This window comes from Variovorax boronicumulans, assembly GCF_009811375.1.
GTDB classification, from domain to species: domain Bacteria; phylum Pseudomonadota; class Gammaproteobacteria; order Burkholderiales; family Burkholderiaceae_C; genus Variovorax; species Variovorax boronicumulans.
In genome coordinates this window covers 1,900,979-1,919,168 of record NZ_BKDH01000001.1, presented here as the reverse complement: position 1 = coordinate 1,919,168, position 18,190 = coordinate 1,900,979, and the positions used below count along the sequence as shown (strand labels likewise).

The 18,190-nt window shown below is 65.8% G+C and carries 17 protein-coding genes; 9 read left to right on the top strand and 8 right to left on the bottom strand.

The genetic code is table 11. The features are described from left to right. Nucleotides 1-31: 31 nt before the first annotated feature. Nucleotides 32-2,362, bottom strand: a complete 2,331-nt coding sequence (locus VHAB30_RS08680; RefSeq protein WP_159276669.1) for a xanthine dehydrogenase family protein molybdopterin-binding subunit — start codon at nucleotides 2,360-2,362, stop codon at nucleotides 32-34. A gap of 227 nt (nucleotides 2,363-2,589) precedes the next feature. Between VHAB30_RS08680 and aat the strand changes: the two genes are divergently transcribed. The 3 genes from aat to VHAB30_RS08665 are packed head-to-tail and all read left to right on the top strand — an operon-like array spanning nucleotide 2,590 to nucleotide 4,956. Beyond that, the gene (gene aat / locus VHAB30_RS08675) at nucleotides 2,590-3,345 is read left to right on the top strand and encodes a leucyl/phenylalanyl-tRNA--protein transferase (protein ID WP_070060912.1); all 756 of its coding nucleotides are present in this window, start codon (nucleotides 2,590-2,592) and stop codon (nucleotides 3,343-3,345) included. 6 nt (nucleotides 3,346-3,351) lie between these two features. Continuing rightward, complete coding sequence (locus VHAB30_RS08670) at nucleotides 3,352-4,101, top strand: arginyltransferase (protein WP_062478083.1); 750 nt, start codon at nucleotides 3,352-3,354, stop codon at nucleotides 4,099-4,101. A gap of 30 nt (nucleotides 4,102-4,131) precedes the next feature. Next, a complete protein-coding gene (locus VHAB30_RS08665; RefSeq protein ID WP_070060913.1) occupies nucleotides 4,132-4,956 on the top strand; it encodes an IclR family transcriptional regulator in 825 nt (274 codons plus the stop codon). A 112-nt stretch (nucleotides 4,957-5,068) separates the two neighbouring features. Here VHAB30_RS08665 and VHAB30_RS08660 read toward each other — a convergent pair whose 3' ends face one another. From VHAB30_RS08660 to VHAB30_RS08630, 7 genes are all read right to left on the bottom strand, one after another. Next, complete coding sequence (locus tag VHAB30_RS08660) at nucleotides 5,069-6,235, bottom strand: serine hydrolase (RefSeq protein WP_070060914.1); 1,167 nt, start codon at nucleotides 6,233-6,235, stop codon at nucleotides 5,069-5,071. 117 nt (nucleotides 6,236-6,352) lie between these two features. Beyond that, nucleotides 6,353-7,891, bottom strand: coding sequence for a 2-isopropylmalate synthase (locus tag VHAB30_RS08655; RefSeq protein ID WP_159276667.1), 1,539 nt, complete (start codon nucleotides 7,889-7,891; stop codon nucleotides 6,353-6,355). Nucleotides 7,892-7,944: 53 nt separating this feature from the next. Next, nucleotides 7,945-9,648, bottom strand: coding sequence for a 2-isopropylmalate synthase (leuA, locus tag VHAB30_RS08650; RefSeq protein ID WP_159276665.1), 1,704 nt, complete (start codon nucleotides 9,646-9,648; stop codon nucleotides 7,945-7,947). A 211-nt stretch (nucleotides 9,649-9,859) separates the two neighbouring features. Continuing rightward, nucleotides 9,860-10,684 carry a CDP-diacylglycerol--serine O-phosphatidyltransferase gene (pssA, locus tag VHAB30_RS08645; protein ID WP_159276663.1) on the bottom strand — a complete coding sequence of 275 codons (825 nt, stop codon included), beginning with the start codon at nucleotides 10,682-10,684 and terminating at the stop codon, nucleotides 9,860-9,862. Nucleotides 10,685-10,877: 193 nt separating this feature from the next. Continuing rightward, entirely contained in the window at nucleotides 10,878-11,894 is a 1,017-nt protein-coding gene (gene ilvC, locus VHAB30_RS08640; protein WP_062478069.1) for a ketol-acid reductoisomerase, read from the bottom strand. 148 nt (nucleotides 11,895-12,042) lie between these two features. Next, a complete protein-coding gene (gene ilvN / locus VHAB30_RS08635; protein ID WP_062478068.1) occupies nucleotides 12,043-12,534 on the bottom strand; it encodes an acetolactate synthase small subunit in 492 nt (163 codons plus the stop codon). A gap of 129 nt (nucleotides 12,535-12,663) precedes the next feature. Beyond that, nucleotides 12,664-14,448: an acetolactate synthase 3 catalytic subunit gene (locus tag VHAB30_RS08630; RefSeq protein ID WP_062478065.1), complete on the bottom strand. Its 1,785-nt coding sequence runs from the start codon at nucleotides 14,446-14,448 to the stop codon at nucleotides 12,664-12,666. 283 nt (nucleotides 14,449-14,731) lie between these two features. On the opposite strand from VHAB30_RS08630, the gene VHAB30_RS08625 reads away from it, so the two are divergent. From VHAB30_RS08625 to VHAB30_RS08600, 6 genes are read left to right on the top strand one after another with little or no spacing between them, the layout of a single operon-like run. Then, entirely contained in the window at nucleotides 14,732-15,298 is a 567-nt protein-coding gene (locus tag VHAB30_RS08625) for an RNA polymerase sigma factor (protein WP_062478063.1), read from the top strand. Next, entirely contained in the window at nucleotides 15,295-15,720 is a 426-nt protein-coding gene (locus VHAB30_RS08620; RefSeq protein WP_062478060.1) for a DUF3619 family protein, read from the top strand. The genes VHAB30_RS08625 and VHAB30_RS08620 overlap by 4 nt, the downstream gene beginning before the upstream one ends. A 59-nt stretch (nucleotides 15,721-15,779) precedes the next feature. Continuing rightward, entirely contained in the window at nucleotides 15,780-16,595 is an 816-nt protein-coding gene (locus tag VHAB30_RS08615) for a DUF3106 domain-containing protein (RefSeq protein WP_235926520.1), read from the top strand. Between the two features lie 12 nt (nucleotides 16,596-16,607). Then, nucleotides 16,608-17,168 (top strand): RDD family protein, encoded by a 561-nt coding sequence (locus VHAB30_RS08610; RefSeq protein ID WP_095950201.1) that lies wholly within the window; start codon nucleotides 16,608-16,610, stop codon nucleotides 17,166-17,168. Next, nucleotides 17,165-17,563 carry a diacylglycerol kinase gene (locus VHAB30_RS08605; RefSeq protein WP_119552011.1) on the top strand — a complete coding sequence of 133 codons (399 nt, stop codon included), beginning with the start codon at nucleotides 17,165-17,167 and terminating at the stop codon, nucleotides 17,561-17,563. Before VHAB30_RS08610 ends, VHAB30_RS08605 begins: the two co-directional genes overlap by 4 nt. Nucleotides 17,564-17,594: 31 nt before the next feature. Next, nucleotides 17,595-18,185, top strand: a complete 591-nt coding sequence (locus VHAB30_RS08600; protein ID WP_159276658.1) for an LOG family protein — start codon at nucleotides 17,595-17,597, stop codon at nucleotides 18,183-18,185. Nucleotides 18,186-18,190: the final 5 nt, after the last annotated feature.

Sequence of the window (18,190 nt, the reverse complement as noted above, 5' to 3'; positions counted from 1 at the left end):
TTCGTCGCCCTTCGATCACCGGCCGTGGCGCTCAGTCGATCGTTTGCATCGCTTGCCACACGCGCGACGGGCTCAGCGGCATGTGCAGGCGGGGCGCGCGGGCGCCGAGGCCGTTGCGTGCGAAGGCGTCCGCCACCGCGTTGACGATGGCCGGCGTGGCGCCGATGGTGCCCAGCTCGCCCACGCCCTTCACGCCCAGCGGGTTGTTCTTGCAGGGCGTCGATTCGTCCATTTCCATCTGGAACATGGTGTCGACGATGTCGGCGCGCGGCGCGGCGTAGTCCATGAGGCTGCCGGTGACGGGCTGGCCGGTTTCACTGTCGTAAACCACCTGCTCGTACAGCGCCTGGCCGATGCCCTGCACCGCGCCGCCTTCGAGCTGGCCGCGCACGATCATCGGGTTGACCACGCGGCCCACGTCGTTGACCGAGCTGTAGGCCACGACGCTGATCTCGCCGGTGGGCGGGTCGAGTTCGATCTCGCAGATGTGGCAACCGTTGGGCCAGCTCGGGCCGGCCACGGTGCTGGTGGAGTCGACGAAGATCTCGCGCCCCGGCTGCTTGGCGGCCAGAGTGAACAGGTCGAGCTCGAGGTCGGTGCCGGCCACGATGAAGGTGCCGCGGCTGTAGACGATGTCGTCGATGGAGGCCTCGAACTCCTGCGCCGCGAGTTCGCGCGCCTTGTCGATGGTGCGCTCGGCGCCGATGCGCACGGCCGAGCCGCCGGTGAACAGCGAACGCGAGCCGGCGCTGCCGAAACCGTCGCCGCGGTCGGTGTCGCCGAGCACCACGCGCACCTTCTCGATGGGCACGCCGAAGGCATCGACGGCCAGCTGCGCGAGCGAGGTCGCGATGCCTTGCCCCATGGCGTTGACGGCCGAGAACACCTCGATCACGCCGTCGGCCTGCACCGAGACGGTCACGCGCTCTTCGAACACGTTGCCGCCGGTCCATTCGAGAAAGGTGGCAATGCCCAGGCCGCGTTGCTTGCCGCGCGCCGCGGACTCGGCCGCGCGGGCCTCGAAGCCCTGCCAGTCGGCCAGCTGAAGCGCCTGGTCCATCACCGACTCGAACTGGCCGGTGTCGTAGGTCTGCGCCATCGGGTTCTTGTAGGGCATCTGCTCGGGGCGGATGAAGTTGCGCCGGCGCAGCGCGATGCGGTCGATGCCGGTCTGGCGCGCGGCCTCGTCCATCAGGCGCTCGATGGTGAAGATGGCCTCGGGCCGGCCCGCGCCGCGGTAGGCGCCGGTGGGCGCGGTGTTGGTGAGCACCGCCTTGAAATGGAAGTCGATGGTCTGGATGTCGTAGACGCTGGTCTGCACCCAGGGGCCGATCAGCAGCTGGATCGCGACGCCGGTGCCGGTGGCATAGGCGCCCACGTTGGCGAGCGTCTTGATGCGCAGGGCCAGGATCTTGCCGTCCGAGTCCAGCGCCATTTCGGCGCGCGCCTCGATGTCGCGGCCGTGCGCGCTCGATAGGAATTCTTCGCTGCGGTCGGCCACCCACTTCACGGGCCGGCCCACCTGCAGCGCGGCGTAGGCGACCGCGATGTCCTCGGGATAGGCGCCGGTCTTCATGCCGAAGCCGCCGCCGACGTCGCCCACGACCACGCGCACTTTTTCCTTCGCCAGGCCGATGGCCGCGCAGACCGAATCGCGCACGCCGGACGGCATCTGGGTGCTCATGCGGATCGTGAGGCGGTCGGTCTTGCTGTCGTGCGTGGCGAGCACGGCGCGCGGCTCGATGGTGAGCGCGACCACGCGCTGGTTGTTCACGTCCAGGGCGATCACGTGGGCGGCGCGCTCGAACGCGGCGGTGGCGGCTTCGCTGCTGCCGTGGCGCATCTCGGCGGCGATGTTGCCCGTCGCCTCCTCGCACAGGAGCGGCGCGCCTTCGGCGGTCGCGCCCGGCAGGTCGACCACCATCGGCAGCTCTTCGTAGTCGACCATGACGGCTTCGGCCGCATCGCGCGCCTGCTGCACGGTGTCGGCAATGACGGCCGCGACCGGTTCACCGACGAAGCGCGCGCGCTCGTGCGCCAGGGCGCGGCGCGGCGGGCTGGCGCTGTCGCTGCCGTCCGCGCGCTTGAAGCCGGCCGCGCCGGGCATCGGCTTGACGCCGGCCTCGGCCAGGTCGGCCCCGGTGATCACGCGCAGCACGCCGGGCATGCCGACGGCCGCGGACATGTCGATGGACACGATGCGCGCATGCGGATAGGGGGAGCGAAGGAAGACGAGATGCGCCTGCTCGGAGAGCGTGACGTCGTCGGTGTAACGGCCGGCGCCTGCGAGCAGGCTTTCGTCCTCGAGGCGGCGCACCGCCTGGCCGCTGCCGAAGCGCGTGGGATTGGGTTCAGTGGTCAACGTGGTCCTCTTGTGCTGATCCCCGGCGCCCTGCACATGCCTGCCGGATCCGCTGTGGTACTGCGAAAGCAAGCTGTGCACTATAGGTTTTTCGACGGGTCTTGTGGGGTTGTCTCGCGTGCCATCGGCGGTGGCACCAGGGCCGCAGCCTTGTGGACTGTTCCCGTGTGAGCGGGATTTTCCCTCAACTGGCTTGCGTTTTCGAGAAGCCGTGTATACCTGCATCCATGCGACAACTGCCTTGGCTCGAACCCGGAGATGCACTGCCCGACCCCGCTTCGGCGTGGGACGAACGGGACCCCGTGCCCGGCCTGCTGGCGGCCGGCGGCTCGCTCGATGTCGATACTCTGATGCAGGCCTACAGCCGCTGCGTCTTCCCCTGGTTCAGCGACGACCAGCCCATCCTTTGGTGGAGCCCCGACCCGCGCATGGTGCTGCGGGTGGACAACTTCCGGCTGCATCGCTCGCTGCGCAAGACCCTGAGCCGTTTTGCCGCGACACCCGGCTGCGAGCTGCGCATCGATCACGATTTTGGAACGGTGATCCAGGCGTGTTCGCAGTCGGCGCGAGCCGGCCAGTCGGGCACCTGGATCGTGCCGGACATGGTGAAGGCCTATACGCAATTGCACCGCGCCGGGCACGCACACAGCGTCGAAACCTGGATCGATGGCGAGTTGGCGGGCGGGCTCTACTGCGTGGCGCTGGGCCGGGCCGTGTTCGGCGAGTCGATGTTCACGCGCCGCCCGGATGCCTCGAAGATCGCGCTGGCCGGCCTGGTCGCGCTGTGCCGCCGCGCCGGCATCGCGATGATCGACTGCCAGCAGAACACCGCGCACCTGGCCAGCCTCGGCGCCCGCGAAATGCCGCGCGCGCGCTTCGTCGCACACGTGGCCCAGGCCCGAAAACAGGAGGGCCCGCAGTGGCAATTCGACCCCGTATACTGGTCCGAACTCCTTTCCGAGCGACCTTTTCTTTCGACGTGACGTGACGTGACGCACCTCAAGGATCTTCCGCTTCACACGCTGCAGTTCTACGCGACGGCGCCCTATCCCTGCAGCTACCTGCCGGATCGCCAGGCCCGCTCGCAGGTGGCCACGCCCAGCCACCTGATCCACAACGACGCCTACTCCGACCTGGTGCTCAGCGGCTTCCGGCGCAGCGGCATGTTCACCTACCGGCCCTATTGCGACGGCTGCCGCGCCTGCATCCCGCTGCGCGTGCTGGCGCACAGCTTCAAGCCGAACCGCAGCCAGCGCCGCACCGCCAAACAGCACGCCGACCTGCAGGCGCGCGTGCTCAAACTGTGCTTCGTGCCCGAGCACTACCAGCTCTACCTGCGCTACCAGACCGGCCGCCACTCGGGCGGCGGCATGGACCACGACAGCATCGACCAGTACACGCAGTTCCTGCTGCAAAGCCGCGTCAACTCGCGGCTGGTCGAGTTCCGCGAAACCCTGCCCGACGGCAGCCCCGGCGCGCTGAAGATGGTGTCGATCCTCGACGTGCTCAGCGACGGCATCTCGGCCGTCTACACCTTCTACGAGCCCGAGGACGGCGCCGGCTACGGCACCTACAGCGTGCTGTGGCAGATCGAGCAAGCCCGCAAGCTGGGGCTGCCGCACGTCTACCTGGGCTACTGGATCGAGCGCAGCCCCAAGATGCACTACAAGGCCCGCTTTTCCCCGCACGAAGTGTTGGTGGACGGCCACTGGCAGGCACCGAGCGATTTCACAAGGTAAAATGGCGCACGGTCATCACCGCATTGCGCCATGAGAAAAAACCTATCCGACGTTCCCGCCACTCCCGTCATCCAGGTCATCGAGCGCATGTTCTCGCTGATCGATGTCCTGGCCTCGCGCGAAGAAGCGATCTCGCTGAAGGAAATCAGCGAAAAGACGGGGCTGCACCCGTCGACCACGCACCGCATCCTCAATGACCTCGCGGTCGGCCGCTTCGTCGACCGCCCGGAAGCCGGCAGCTACCGCCTCGGCATGCGCCTGCTGGAGCTTGGCAACCTGGTCAAGGGCCGGCTGAACGTGCGCGACGCGGCCCTGGGGCCGATGCGCGAGCTGCACAAGCTCACGCAGCAGCCGGTCAACCTCAGCATGCGCCAGGGCGACGAGATCGTGTACATCGAGCGCGCCTACAGCGAACGCTCGGGCATGCAGGTGGTGCGCGCCATCGGCGGCCGTGCCGCCCTGCACCTGACTTCGACGGGCAAGCTGTTCCTGGCCGCCGACGATCCGCAGCGCGTGCGCAGCTACGCCACGCGCACCGGCCTGGCCGGCCATACCCGCAACAGCATCACCCAGCTGCCCGCGCTCGAGCGCGAGCTGTCGAAGGCGCGCCAGTACGGCATCGCGCGCGACAACGAAGAGCTGGAGCTGGGCGTGCGCTGCATGGCCGCCGGCATCTACGACGACCAGGGCAAGCTGGTGGCGGGCCTGTCGATCTCGGCCCCGGCGGATCGCCTCGACGAAGGCTGGCTGCCCAAGCTGCAGGCAACCGCCAACGAAATCTCGGGCGCGCTGGGCTTCAAGGACGGCATGGCTGCAACGCCTGCGTCGGGTGCGAACGTGACAACGGGCGCCTGAGCGCCCGTTTGCTTTCGACTCTGTCTTTTCTCTTCTTCCCGGCGAGTCGGCCGGTGGGCCCTACAAGAGAGCAGCAGGCAGGCCGCTGGACGGCCTCCCCACTCAATCAATCTCAGCCAGCGACCTGGAAGCCGCGCGGCCCCGACACAGCATGCGTGGCCTCGACCCAGCGGCGAACCCGCTCGGCGTCGGCGATGCGGCTGAACTTGCCGGCCGAATCCAGGAACACCATGATCAGCTTGCGCCCGGCCACCTTGGCCTGCATCACGAGGCACTGGCCGGCTTCGGAGATGTAGCCGGTCTTCTGCAGGCCGATGTCCCATTCCGGGCTCTTCACAAGGCGGTTGGTGGTGTTGAACTGCAGCACGCGGTTGCCGACTTCGACCTGGTATTCCGGCGACGTGGACAGCGAACGCACGGTGGCGTCCGAATAGGCGGCGTTGACCAGCAGCGCCAAGTCTTGCGCGCTCGACTGGTTACGGCTCGACAGGCCCGTGGGCTCCACGTAGCGCGTGTCCTTCATGCCGAGCATGCGGGCCTTGGCATTCATGATGCTCACGAAGGTCGTGAGACCGCCCGGGTAGGTTCGGCCCAGCGCGTGCGCCGCGCGGTTCTCGCTGGACATCAGCGCCAGGTGCAGCAGCTCGCCGCGCGACAGCGTGGTACCGACGGTCAGGCGCGAACGGCTGCCCTTTTCGGTGTCGACGTCGTCTTGCGTGATGGTGATGAGCTCGTCGTTCGGCAGGTGGGCCTCGCTGATCAGCAGGCCGGTCATGAGCTTGGTGAGCGAGGCGATGGGCAGCACGGCGTGGTCGTTCTTGCTGAACAGCACCTCGTGGGTGTCCTGGTCGATCACCAGGGCGACGCTCGACTTCAGGTCGAGCGCGTCGTCGGTGCTGTGCAGGCCGGCCATCTGGCCGAAGGACTGGCGGGCTGGCGTCTCGACGCGCACCACCGAGCGTCGCTGCACGGCGACGACCGTCTTGCCGTTCTTCTTGTGGATGGTGGCCACGACGTTGCGGCCGCCGCGCACGACCTTGTCGGCCTGCTCGGTGCGACCGCCGCGTGCCACCTTGGACGCGGAGGCATTGCGCTGCTTGGTTTCGGCGGGCGCCTTCGCCTTCTTGGCGACGGCGGACTTGGCGGCAGCGGGTTTTTCCTTCTTCGCGGCCTGGGCGCCAGGCAGCAAAAACGCCGAAGCGCACAGCGCCACGGCGAGGAACTTGAAGGCGGGTAGGAACCGCTGGATGGAAACTCGACGTAGACGGGTTTCAGGCATCAATAAATCTCCAGCGGCAACAAACGAGGACCGCAGTGTATCGAAATCAAAAAAGACACGCAATATCAGTTACTTGCATCCTCTTCTTCATTCGAATACCAAGGAACGCCTGAAAACCTAACCTTGTGCCGCCACTCTCTCAGCTTGGCTCTGCAACTTGTTGAGCGCACTCAAATAAGCCTTTGCCGAAGCGACCACGATGTCGGGGTCTGCACCCACACCGTTGACCACCCGCCCTGCGTTTTGTAACCGGACTGTAACTTCTCCCTGGCTTTCCGTCGAGCCACTGATGGCGTTTACAGAGTAAAGAACCATCTCGGCGCCGCTCTTGACATGGGCCTCGATGGCCTTGAGGGACGCATCGACCGGCCCGTTGCCGTCGGATTCGCTGGTGACTTCCTTGCCCTGGACCGTGAACACGATCCTGGCCTGGGGCCGCTCGCCGGTTTCGCTGTGCTGGGAGAGAGAAACGAAAGCAAACTGTTCACCAACGTGCGACAGCTCTTCCGCGCTGACCAGCGCCAAGATGTCCTCGTCGAAAATTTCGGACTTGCGGTCGGCCAGCTCCTTGAAACGCGCGAACGCGGCGTTGACCTCGGTTTCGCTTTCCATCGTCACGCCCAGGTCCTGCAGGCGCTGCTTGAAGGCGTTGCGGCCGCTGAGCTTGCCCAGCACGATCTTGTTGGCGGTCCAGCCCACGTCTTCGGCCCGCATGATCTCGTAGGTGTCGCGCGCCTTGAGCACGCCGTCCTGGTGGATGCCGGAGGCGTGCGCGAACGCGTTGGCGCCCACCACGGCCTTGTTGGGCTGCACCACGAAGCCGGTGGTCTGGCTCACCATGCGGCTGGCGGCCACGATGTGCTGGGTGTCGATGTTCAGGTCGAGCCCGAAGTAGTCTCTGCGCGTCTTCACGGCCATGACCACTTCTTCGAGCGAGCAGTTGCCCGCGCGCTCGCCCAGACCATTGATCGTGCACTCGACCTGGCGCGCGCCGCCGATCTTCACGCCGGCCAGCGAATTCGCCACGGCCATGCCCAGGTCGTTGTGGCAATGCACCGACCAGATCGCCTTGTCGCTGTTGGGAATGCGCTCGCGCAGCATCTTGATGAAGTTGCCGTACAGCTCGGGAATGGCGTAGCCGACGGTGTCGGGCACGTTGATGGTGGTCGCGCCCTCGTTGATCACGGTCTCGAGCACGCGGCACAAGAAGTCGGGGTCGCTGCGGTAGCCGTCTTCGGGGCTGAACTCGACGTCGGCGATCTGGTTGCGCGCGAAGCGCACGGCCAGCTTGGCCTGCTCATGCACCTCGTCGGGCGACATGCGCAGCTTCTTTTCCATGTGCAGCGGCGAGGTCGCGATGAAGGTGTGGATGCGCCCGCGCGCCGCGCCCTTCAAGGCTTCGGCCGCGCGTGCGATGTCGCGGTCGTTGGCGCGCGACAGGCCGCACACCGTCGAGTCCTTGATCGCGTTGGCGATGGCCTTCACGGCCTCGAAGTCGCCGTTCGAGCTGGCCGGAAAACCGGCTTCGATGACGTCGACCCTGAGCCGCTCCAGCAGCTTGGCGATGCGCAATTTTTCGTCGCGCGTCATCGAGGCGCCGGGCGACTGTTCGCCGTCGCGCAAGGTGGTGTCGAAAATAATGAGTTGGTCGGTCATCGTGGATCTCCTTGGTTCGTTCCCACCTTGCGCATGCGGCTGGTGCCGGTGCGTCAGGCGACTTCAGCCACCGATTGTGCGCTGCGCGCGCCCCGGCCCCTGGCCCGCTGCACGCCCGACACGATCGCCTTCAGCGAGGCCGAGATCACGTTCGCGTCGATGCCGACGCCGAACAGGGTCTGCGACTCGTCCACGCGCAGCTCGAGGTAGGCCACCGACTTGGCGTCGGCGCCCGCGCCGATGGCGTGCTGGTGATAGTCCATGACGCGCACCGTGTGGCCGGTGGCCTGGCTCAGCGCCTGCGTGAAGGCGTCGATCGGGCCGTTGCCGCGTCCCTCGATGGCACGCGTTTCACCGTCCCACGGCAAGTCGCCGCGCAGCACCACGGTGGCCTCGGCGCCCTCGCCTTCTTCCTGGATCACGCGGTGCTGCAGGGCCTTGGCGGTCTCGATGCCGTATTCGTTCACGAAGATCTGCCAGAGGTCGGCAGCGGTGAGCTCCTTGCCGCCCACGTCCATCACACGCTGCACGACCTGCATGAATTCCATCTGCAGGCGGCGCGGCATCTCGAGGCCGTACTCGCTCTCAAGCAAGTAGGCCATGCCGCCCTTGCCCGACTGGCTGTTCACGCGGATCACGGCTTCGTAGCTGCGGCCTACGTCCTTCGGGTCGATGGGGAGGTACGGAATGTCCCAGATGTCGCCGTCCTTGCGCACGGCGAAGGCCTTCTTGATCGCGTCCTGGTGCGAGCCCGAGAACGAGGTGTAGACGAGGTCACCGACGTACGGATGGCGCGGGTGCACGGGAATCTGGTTGCAGTGCTCGACCGTGGCGCGGATCTCGTCGATGCTCGAGAAGTCGAGTTCGGGCGAGACGCCTTGCGTGTAGAGATTGAGCGCGACGTTCACGAGGTCGAGGTTGCCGGTGCGCTCGCCGTTGCCGAAAAGGCAGCCTTCGATGCGCTCTGCGCCGGCCATCAAGGCCAGTTCGCCGGCTGCGGTGCCGGTGCCGCGGTCGTTGTGCGGATGCACGCACAGCACGATGGAATCACGGCGCGCGAGGTTGCGGTGCATCCACTCGATCATGTCCGCGAAGATGTTCGGCGTGGAATGCTCCACCGTGGTGGGCAGGTTGACGATGCACTTGCGCTCGGGCGTCGGGGCCCAGACGTCGGTGACCGCATCGACCACGCGCTTGGAGAAGACCACGTCGGTGCCCGAGAACATTTCGGGCGAGTACTGGAAGGTCCACTTCGTGTTCGGCAGCTTTGCGGCGAAGTCGTTGAACATGCGGGCATGGCTGCTCGCGAGTTCGACGATCTGGTCTTCGTCCATGCCGAGCACCACGCGGCGCATCACGGGCGCGACGGCGTTGTAGAGGTGCACGATGGCGCGCGGCGCGCCCTGCAACGCTTCGAAAGTGCGTTCGATGAGGTGGTCGCGCGCCTGCGTGAGCACCTGGATCGTCACGTCGTCGGGAATGCGGTCTTCCTCGATGAGCTTGCGCACGAAGTCGAATTCGACCTGCGACGCCGAGGGAAAGCCGACTTCGATTTCCTTGAAGCCGATGGCCACGAGGGTTTCGAACATGCGCATCTTGCGCGCGATGTCCATGGGTTCGACCAAGGCCTGGTTGCCATCGCGCAGGTCCGTCGACAGCCAGATCGGGGCCTTGGTCAGCACGGCATCGGGCCAGGTGCGGTCCTTGAGACCGATCGGGGCGAATGCGCGGTATTTGGCTTGAGGTTGCTTGAGCATGTCGATTTCTCTGTGATGGTTGGAACTCAACCAGCAACCCCAAAAGACAAACGGCCCGTTGCTGGTGCGAACGGGCCGTGATGAGGGATTAGCGCGTGCGCTACCGTCTCCGCCCGTGAGGGAGGGCTAGTAGGGCCAGCAGCGAAATCTTGGTCATGAGGGTTGCGAATGTAGCACAGCCTTCGCGGGCCTGTGAAGGCCCGGGGCTTCTTCAGTTGTGCAGCCCCCGCTCGTCCGGCTCTTCGGTCGAGGTGCTGATCACGCTCACCGGCTGGCCCTTGGCCTTGCGCCACGCGTACACCACGTAGCCGCTCAGGCCATAGGCCACGAAGAGGCTGAACAGCACCGTCGGCGGATGGATGTTGATGACCGCGATGCCCAGCGCGATCAGCACGATCACGACGAAAGGCACGCTCTTCTTCATCTGGACGTCCTTGAAGCTGTAGAACGGCGCATTGGTGACCATCGAGAGTCCGGCATAGAGCGTGAACGCGAAAGTGATCCACGTGATCTGCGTCCACGAGAGGTACAGCACCTCGCCGCCGCGCTTGCCCCACTCGGTCATGAGCCAGATGAAGCCGGCCACGAGCGCAGCAGCCGCTGGCGACGGCAGGCCCTGGAACCAGCGCTTGTCGACCACGCCCGTGTTGACGTTGAAGCGGGCGAGCCGCAGTGCCGCGCAGGCGCAGTACACGAAGGCGGCAATCCAGCCCCAGCGTCCCAGCCCCTTGAGCGACCATTCGTAAGCGATGAGCGCCGGCGCCGCACCGAACGACACCATGTCGGACAGCGAGTCCATCTGCTCGCCGAACGCGCTCTGCGTGTTGGTCATGCGCGCAACGCGGCCGTCGAGGCTGTCGAGGATCATCGCGGCGAACACGCCGAGCGCCGCGAGGTCGAAGCGCGCGTTCATGGCCATCACGACCGAGTAGAAGCCGCCGAACAACGCCGCCAGCGTGAACAGGTTCGGCAGGATGTAGATGCCCTTGCGACGCTTGCGCGGTTGCGCGTCGTCGGGGACGGTGTCGTCATGCATTGAAATGGCCTCCGTCCCTCGTGGGAACTGCCCGATCAGCTATCCATTCGATAGCATCTTGGTCTGTGAATCGCATGCTTCGCAGTGTAGTTCAGGGGACCCGTGCGCTCCCCTTCAAACAAAAGGGCCACCGCGACGGGTGGCCCTCCGAAACAGGGTGCCGTAGCACCCTGCTGGCTCTTGCCTCTGAAGATCAGTTGCGGGTCTGGTCGACCAGCTTGTTCTTCTTGATCCAGGGCATCATCGCGCGCAGCTTTTCGCCGACGACTTCGATCTGATGCTCAGCGTTCAGGCGACGGCGGCTGATCAGCACCGGCTGGCCGGCAGCGGCTTCGAGCACGAAGCTCTTGGCGTATTCGCCGGTCTGGATGTCCTGCAGGACCTTCTTCATGGCTTTCTTGGTCTCGTCGGTCACGATGCGCGGGCCCGTGACGTACTCGCCGTATTCGGCGTTGTTCGAGATCGAGTAGTTCATGTTGGCGATGCCGCCTTCATAGATCAGGTCGACGATCAGCTTCAGCTCGTGCAGGCATTCGAAGTACGCCATTTCGGGCGCGTAGCCGGCTTCCACCAGCGTTTCGAAACCAGCCTTGATCAGCTCGACCGTGCCGCCGCACAGAACCGCTTGCTCGCCGAAGAGGTCGGTCTCGGTTTCTTCGCGGAAGTTGGTCTCGATGATGCCGGCCTTGCCGCCGCCGTTGGCGGTGGCGTAGCTCAGCGCGAGGTCACGCGCCTTGCCGCTCTTGTCCTGGTGCACCGCGATCAGGTGCGGCACGCCGCCACCTTGCGTGTACGTGCCGCGCACGGTGTGGCCCGGAGCCTTGGGAGCGACCATCCACACGTCGAGGTCGGCGCGCGGCTGCACGAAACCGTAGTGCACGTTGAAGCCGTGCGCGAAGACGAGCGAAGCGCCTTCCTTGATGTTCGGGGCCACGTCGTTCTTGTAGACGGCGGCGATCTGCTCGTCGGGCAGCAGGATCATGACGACGTCGGCCGACTTCACGGCATCAGCGACTTCAGCGACCTGCAGGCCGGCCTTGCCGACCTTGTCCCACGAAGCGCCGCCCTTGCGCAGGCCGACCACGACCTTGACGCCGCTGTCGTTCAGGTTCTGCGCGTGTGCGTGACCTTGCGAGCCGTAGCCGATGATGGCAACCGTCTTGCCCTTGATGAGGCTGAGGTCCGCGTCCTTGTCGTAATAAACCTTCATGATGTTCTCCAGATAGATAAGCGAGTTGCAGTGTGTTGTTGTGCCGTTCGTCCTGAGCCTGTCGAAGGGCTCAATGCAGTCCCCGCTCGCGCGGAGGCTTCGACAAGCTCAGCCCGAACGGGCAGCGACTGAGCTCCGAATCATGGTGTCAGACCCGCAGGATGCGTTCGCCGCGCCCGATGCCGCTGGCGCCGGTGCGCACCGTCTCGAGGATGGCGCCGCGGTCGATCGCTTCCAGGAAAGCGTCGTTCTTGCCGTGGTCGCCAGTCAGCTCGATGGTGTAGCTCTTGTCGGTCACGTCGATGATGCGGCCACGGAAGATTTCCGCCATGCGCATCATTTCCTCGCGTTCCTTGCCCACCGCACGCACCTTCACCATCATGAGCTCGCGCTCGGTGTAGGCGCCTTCGGTCAGATCGACCACCTTCACGACCTCGATGAGGCGGTTCAGGTGCTTGGTGATCTGCTCGATCACGTCGTCCGAGCCGTTGGTGACGATGGTCATGCGCGAGAGGCTTGCGTCCTCGGTCGGCGCCACGGTCAGCGATTCGATGTTGTAGCCACGGGCCGAGAACAGGCCCACCACGCGGGAAAGAGCACCCGGCTCGTTTTCCAGCAGCACTGCAATGATGTGTTTCATGTTGGCGTGACTCCTCTTTTCGCCTACGCGGAAGCTTTCGCTTTCGCCGCCCTCCCCCGTGCACGGTAATGCGCGGGCTTGGCGGGCAATAGATTCGTCAGTAAAGGTTGAACGAACGAATGTTCCGGATCAAAGATCTTCGGAACCCAGCAGCATCTCGGTGATGCCCATGCCGGCCTTGACCATCGGGAACACGTTCTCGGTGGGGTCGGTACGGAAATCCATGAACACCGTGCGGTCCTTGAGCTTGCGCGCCTCGCGCAGCGCCGGCTCCACGTCTTGTGGACGCTCGATCAGCATGCCGACGTGGCCATAGGCCTCGGCGAGCTTCACGAAGTTGGGCAGCGCGTCCATGTAGCTGTGGCTGTAGCGGCCGGAGTATTCGATCTCCTGCCACTGGCGCACCATGCCCAGGTAGCGGTTGTTGAGCGAGCAGATCTTGATCGGCGTGTTGTACTGCAGGCAGGTCGAGAGCTCCTGGATGCACATCTGCACCGAGCCTTCGCCGGTGATGGTGAACACTTCCGAATCGGGCTTGGCGAGCTTGATGCCCATGGCGTAGGGAATGCCCACGCCCATGGTGCCCAGGCCGCCCGAATTGATCCAGCGGCGCGGCTCGTCGAAGCGGTAGTACTGGGCGGCCCACATCTGGTGCTGGCCGACGTCCGACGTGATGTACGTGTCGGCGTCCTTGGTCATGTTCCAGAGGGTCTCGACCACGAACTGCGGCTTGATCACGTCCTTGTTGTCGCGGTCGTACTTAAGGCAGTCGCGCGAGCGCCAGCTTTCGATGGTTTTCCACCAATCGGCCAGCGCGCCGGCGTCAGGCTTGGTGGTGCTCTCGCGGATCATCGAGATGAGTTCGGTGAGCACGTCCTTCACGTCGCCGACGATCGGGATGTCGACCTTCACGCGCTTGGAGATGCTCGACGGGTCGATGTCGACGTGGATGATCTTGCGTTCGTTCTGCGCGAAGTGCTTCGGATTGCCGATCACGCGGTCGTCGAAGCGCGCGCCCACGGCCAGCAGCACGTCGCAGTTCTGCATCGCGTTGTTGGCTTCGATGGTGCCGTGCATGCCCAGCATGCCCAGGAACTTGCGGTCGCTCGCCGGATAGGCGCCCAGGCCCATCAGCGTGTTCGTGACGGGGTACCCCAGCATGTCGACCAGCGTGCGCAGCTCGTTCGTGGCATTGCCCAGGAGCACGCCGCCGCCGGTGTAGATGTAGGGGCGCTTGGCCGCCAGCAGCAGTTGCAACGCCTTGCGGATCTGCCCGCCGTGGCCCTTGCGCACCGGGTTGTACGAGCGCATCTCGACCTTGTCGGGATAGCCGCTATACGGAATCTTCTTGAAGGAAACGTCCTTCGGCACGTCCACCACCACGGGGCCGGGACGGCCGCTGCGCGCGATATGGAAGGCCTTCTTCATCGTCATGGCCAGATCCTTCGGATCCTTGACGAGGAAATTGTGCTTGACGATGGGGCGCGTGATGCCGACCGTGTCGCATTCCTGGAAGGCGTCGAGGCCGATGGCGGCCGTCGGCACCTGACCGGAAATGATCACCATCGGGATCGAGTCCATGTACGCCGTCGCGATGCCGGTGACCGCATTGGTCAGGCCGGGGCCGGAGGTGACCAGTGCCACGCCGACTTCGCCGGTGGCGCGCGCATAGCCGTCGGCAGCGTGCACGGCGGCCTGTTCGTGGCGCACCAGCACGTGCTGGATGGTGTCCTGCTTGTAGAACGCGTCGTAGATGTAGAGAACCGCGCCGCCCGGGTAGCCCCAGATGTACTGGACGCCTTCGGCCTGCAGTGCCTTGACCAGCACTTCAGCGCCCATGAGTTCTTGCGTGGTGTTGCCGGCGCCAGAGGACGCGGCTGCTGCGGAAGCGAGTTCCGCCTTCGAGATTTCCATGATCAACCTTTGTGTTTTTTCGGGAACGAAAAACCTTGGGTGCCCCTTGCCAGCCCTTGTGGGGCCGCGCCAGGACTTGAGGCCAAAGCCATGAGCGGACTGATGTTCCGCCGGACCGTGACCCGTTTGCCTTTTGACTTGCAAGGCGGATTATGACACTACCGGCGCGTTCAGACTCGCTTCAGGTGCCCTGTCTTGGCACAAAGGCATAATCCGCGGCATAAAAACATGAGCGTTCGCCAAACATCCTCCCCACGCGGCGCGTCCCGCCGCCCCCTCTCATTTGGCTACTGAACACGAACTCTCCGACTTCCTGAAAAACGTCGAACGACGGGCCTTCAAGCGCTCGGTCTATCACGTGCGGGACGAAGAAGCGGCCTTGGACATCGTGCAGGACAGCATGATGAAGCTGGCCCAGCACTACGGCGACAAGCCTGCCGAGGAACTGCCGATGCTGTTCCAGCGCATCCTGTCGAACTGCACGCTCGACTGGTTCCGCCGCCAGAAGACCCGCCGCGCGCTTTTTTCCAATCTGAGCGACTTCGAACCGGCCGACAACGGCGAAGATTTCGACCTGCTGGAGAACTTCGTCTCGCCAACCGACTCCAGAGAATCGGAGAGCGCCGAAGACACCACCCGCCGCAGTCAGGTCTTTCACGAAATCGAAGAACAGATCGCGGCTTTGCCCGGCCGTCAACGCGAGGCTTTCCTGATGCGTTACTGGGAGGAAATGGACGTCGCAGAGACGGCCGCCGCAATGGGCTGCTCCGAGGGCAGCGTCAAAACCCATTGTTCGCGAGCTGTCCACGCTCTGAGCAAGGCGCTCAAGGCCAAGGGAATATCGCTATGAACACTAAGGTTCCAACCTCTCAATCCAGCGCAGCAGAAGACCGCTTCGGCCAACGGCTGGCGGCCCGGCTGTCGGACGGCAATCAAGCCTTGCCGCACGACATCAGCGAGCGTCTGCGCGTTGCCCGTTCGCAGGCCGTGGCCGCGCGCAAGCAGGCGCCGCAGCTGCGCACGGCGCCCGTCGCGGTCCAGTCGGGCCACACGGTCACGTTGGGCGGCAGCTGGTGGACCCGCATCGGTTCCGTGGTGCCCCTGATCGCCCTGGTGGCCGGCCTGATCACCATCAGCGTGCTGCAGGACGACGACCGCGCCAGCGAACTCGCCGAGGTCGACTCGGCCCTGCTGACGGGCGACCTGCCGCCCGCCGCCTACACCGATCCCGGCTTCGCCCAATTCCTGAAGTCCGACAGCGCCTCCGACTGAACACCTTGCCCGACCGAATGCGACGCCGCTCCGTTTCCCGTGCGAAAGCCCTGCTTCCGTTGCGCCCGCTCCCGGCGGGCGCCGTCGTTTGGGCGGGTGCGCTGGCAGCCGCTGCCTTCGGCCTGACGCTGGCCGATGCACAGACGCTGCCCGAAACCGCCAAGCCCGCCACGCACGCCGCAGCCACCAATGGCGCGGCAAGCCCTAAGGCCGTTGCCACGACCAAGCCCCTGTGGAACGAACTGAGCAACGAGCAGCAGCACGCCCTGAAGCCGCTGGCTTCGCACTGGAACACGCTAAACGCCGGCCAAAAGCGCAAGTGGCTGGCCTTGTCGCGCAACTACGCGAACATGCCCGCCGACGACCAGGTCACGCTGCACAGCCGCATGATCGAATGGGCGGCGCTGAGCAACCAGCAGCGCGCCCAGGCCCGCCTGAATTTCGCCGAGGTCAAGCGCGTGCCTGCCGACGAGCGCAAGCTCAAGTGGGAGCAGTACCAGGCACTGAGCGAAGAAGAAAAACGCAAGCTCGCCGAGAGTGCCCCGCCCAAGCCCCGCGGCGCCGCCCTGCCGGTGCGCCCGGTCTCGTCGCAGAAGCTCGTGCCCGTGCCGGCCGTCACGCCGCCCGGGCAGCACACGCCCCGGATCGTGCCGGCCACGCCGCCCACGCCCGTGCTGCCGCCGGCGGCCATCGTCGTGAGTTCGCCGGCGACGCCACCTGCCGCCGTGGAACGCACCGCCGTGCCGGCCAGCACCGTCGTCACTCCGGCGGCGTCAGCACCAAGCAGCCTCACGCCGCCGCCGGTGCCCGCCGAGGCCCAGGTGCCGGCGCCGTCCGCGGCCACGGCGCCCGCGGCCTCGTCCTCCGCCCCCTGACCGAAGGTTTCGATGGTTTCCAGTTCGCCCGAGGCCTCGGGACCCGGCCAATCGGCCTCGCCCTCTTCATCCACCCCCAACGCTCCCGCGGTGCCCGGCCTGTGGCGGCGCATGGCTTGCTGGCTCTATGAGGGCATGCTGCTGTTCGCGGTCGTGTTCGTGTCCGGCTGGCTGTTCAGCACGCTGGGCCAGATGCGCGACGCCATGGACGAACGGCGGCACCTGCTGCAGGCCTTCCTCTTCGTGGTGTTCGGCGTCTACTTCGTCTGGTTCTGGGCCAAGGGCCAGACGCTGGCCATGAAGACGTGGAACATCCGCATCGTCGACCGCCAGGGCCGGCCCGTCAGTCAAGGCCGTGCGCTGGCGCGCTACCTGCTGAGCTGGGTCTGGTTCCTGCCGCCGCTGGCCGCCATCGCCCCGTTCAAGCTGTCGGGCGGCGAATCGACCGTCCTGATCTTCGGCTGGGTCGCCATCTGGGCGCTGCTGGCCCGTTTTCACCCCGAGCGCCAGTTCTGGCACGACGCCTGGGCCGGTACGCGGCTCATCACCTCCAAGCCGATGAGCCGCCAATGAGTGCCCTGCCCGACCCCGCCGTGAACCCGCAGAAGGCCCGCAAGGGCTTCGAGCGCGTCTGGCACGCCACCCTGATCTCGCTGCACGGCCTGCGCGCCGGCTGGAGCGAGCCGGCGTTCCGCCAGGAAGCCATCCTGTCGATGCTGATGATCCCGGCCGCCTTCTGGCTCGGGCGCAGCTGGGTCGAGGTGGCGCTGCTCGCCGGCAGCGCGGTCCTGGTGATGATCGTGGAGCTGCTCAATACGGCGGTGGAAGCCGCCATCGACCGCATCGGCCCCGAATGGCACGACCTCTCCAAGCGCGCGAAGGACATGGGCAGCGCCGCCGTCCTGCTGTCGCTCACACTGTGCGGCGGCATCTGGGCCGCGGCCCTGTGGCAACGCTTCGTGTCATGAGCGGGTCCGCCGCCTGCGGCATGATCGCAGGATGACCCCTGAATTTTCGATTTGCGTGTATTGCGGCTCGCGCCCCGGCGAGCGCCCCGAGTTTTCCCAGGCCGCCCAGGCCGTGGGCCAGTGGATCGGCAGCCACAACGGCCAGCTCGTCTACGGCGGCGGCCGCACCGGCCTGATGGGCACGGTGGCCGAGGCCACCCGCCAGGCCGGCGGCCGCGTCGTCGGCATCATCCCCAAGGCCCTGGTCGACAAGGAACTGGCCAACCCCCTGTGCGACGAGCTGCACGTCGTCGACACCATGCACGAGCGCAAGGCCATGATGGGCGAGCGCGCCGACGCCTTCCTCGCGATGGCGGGCGGCATCGGCACCTTCGAAGAACTGTTCGAGATCTGGACCTGGCGCCAGCTCGGCTACCACGACAAGCCGACCGGCATCCTCAACACCGCCGGCTACTACGACGGCCTGCTGAACTTCCTGGCGCACAGCGTGCGCGAGGGCTTCATGGGCGAATGGCAGATGGACCTGGTGCGCACCGGCACCGACGTGCACGAACTGCTGACCGCGCTGCGCGCCGAAGTCCCCCTGCACCCCCGCGACGACAAGCTGTCAGAGAACCTCTGACCGGA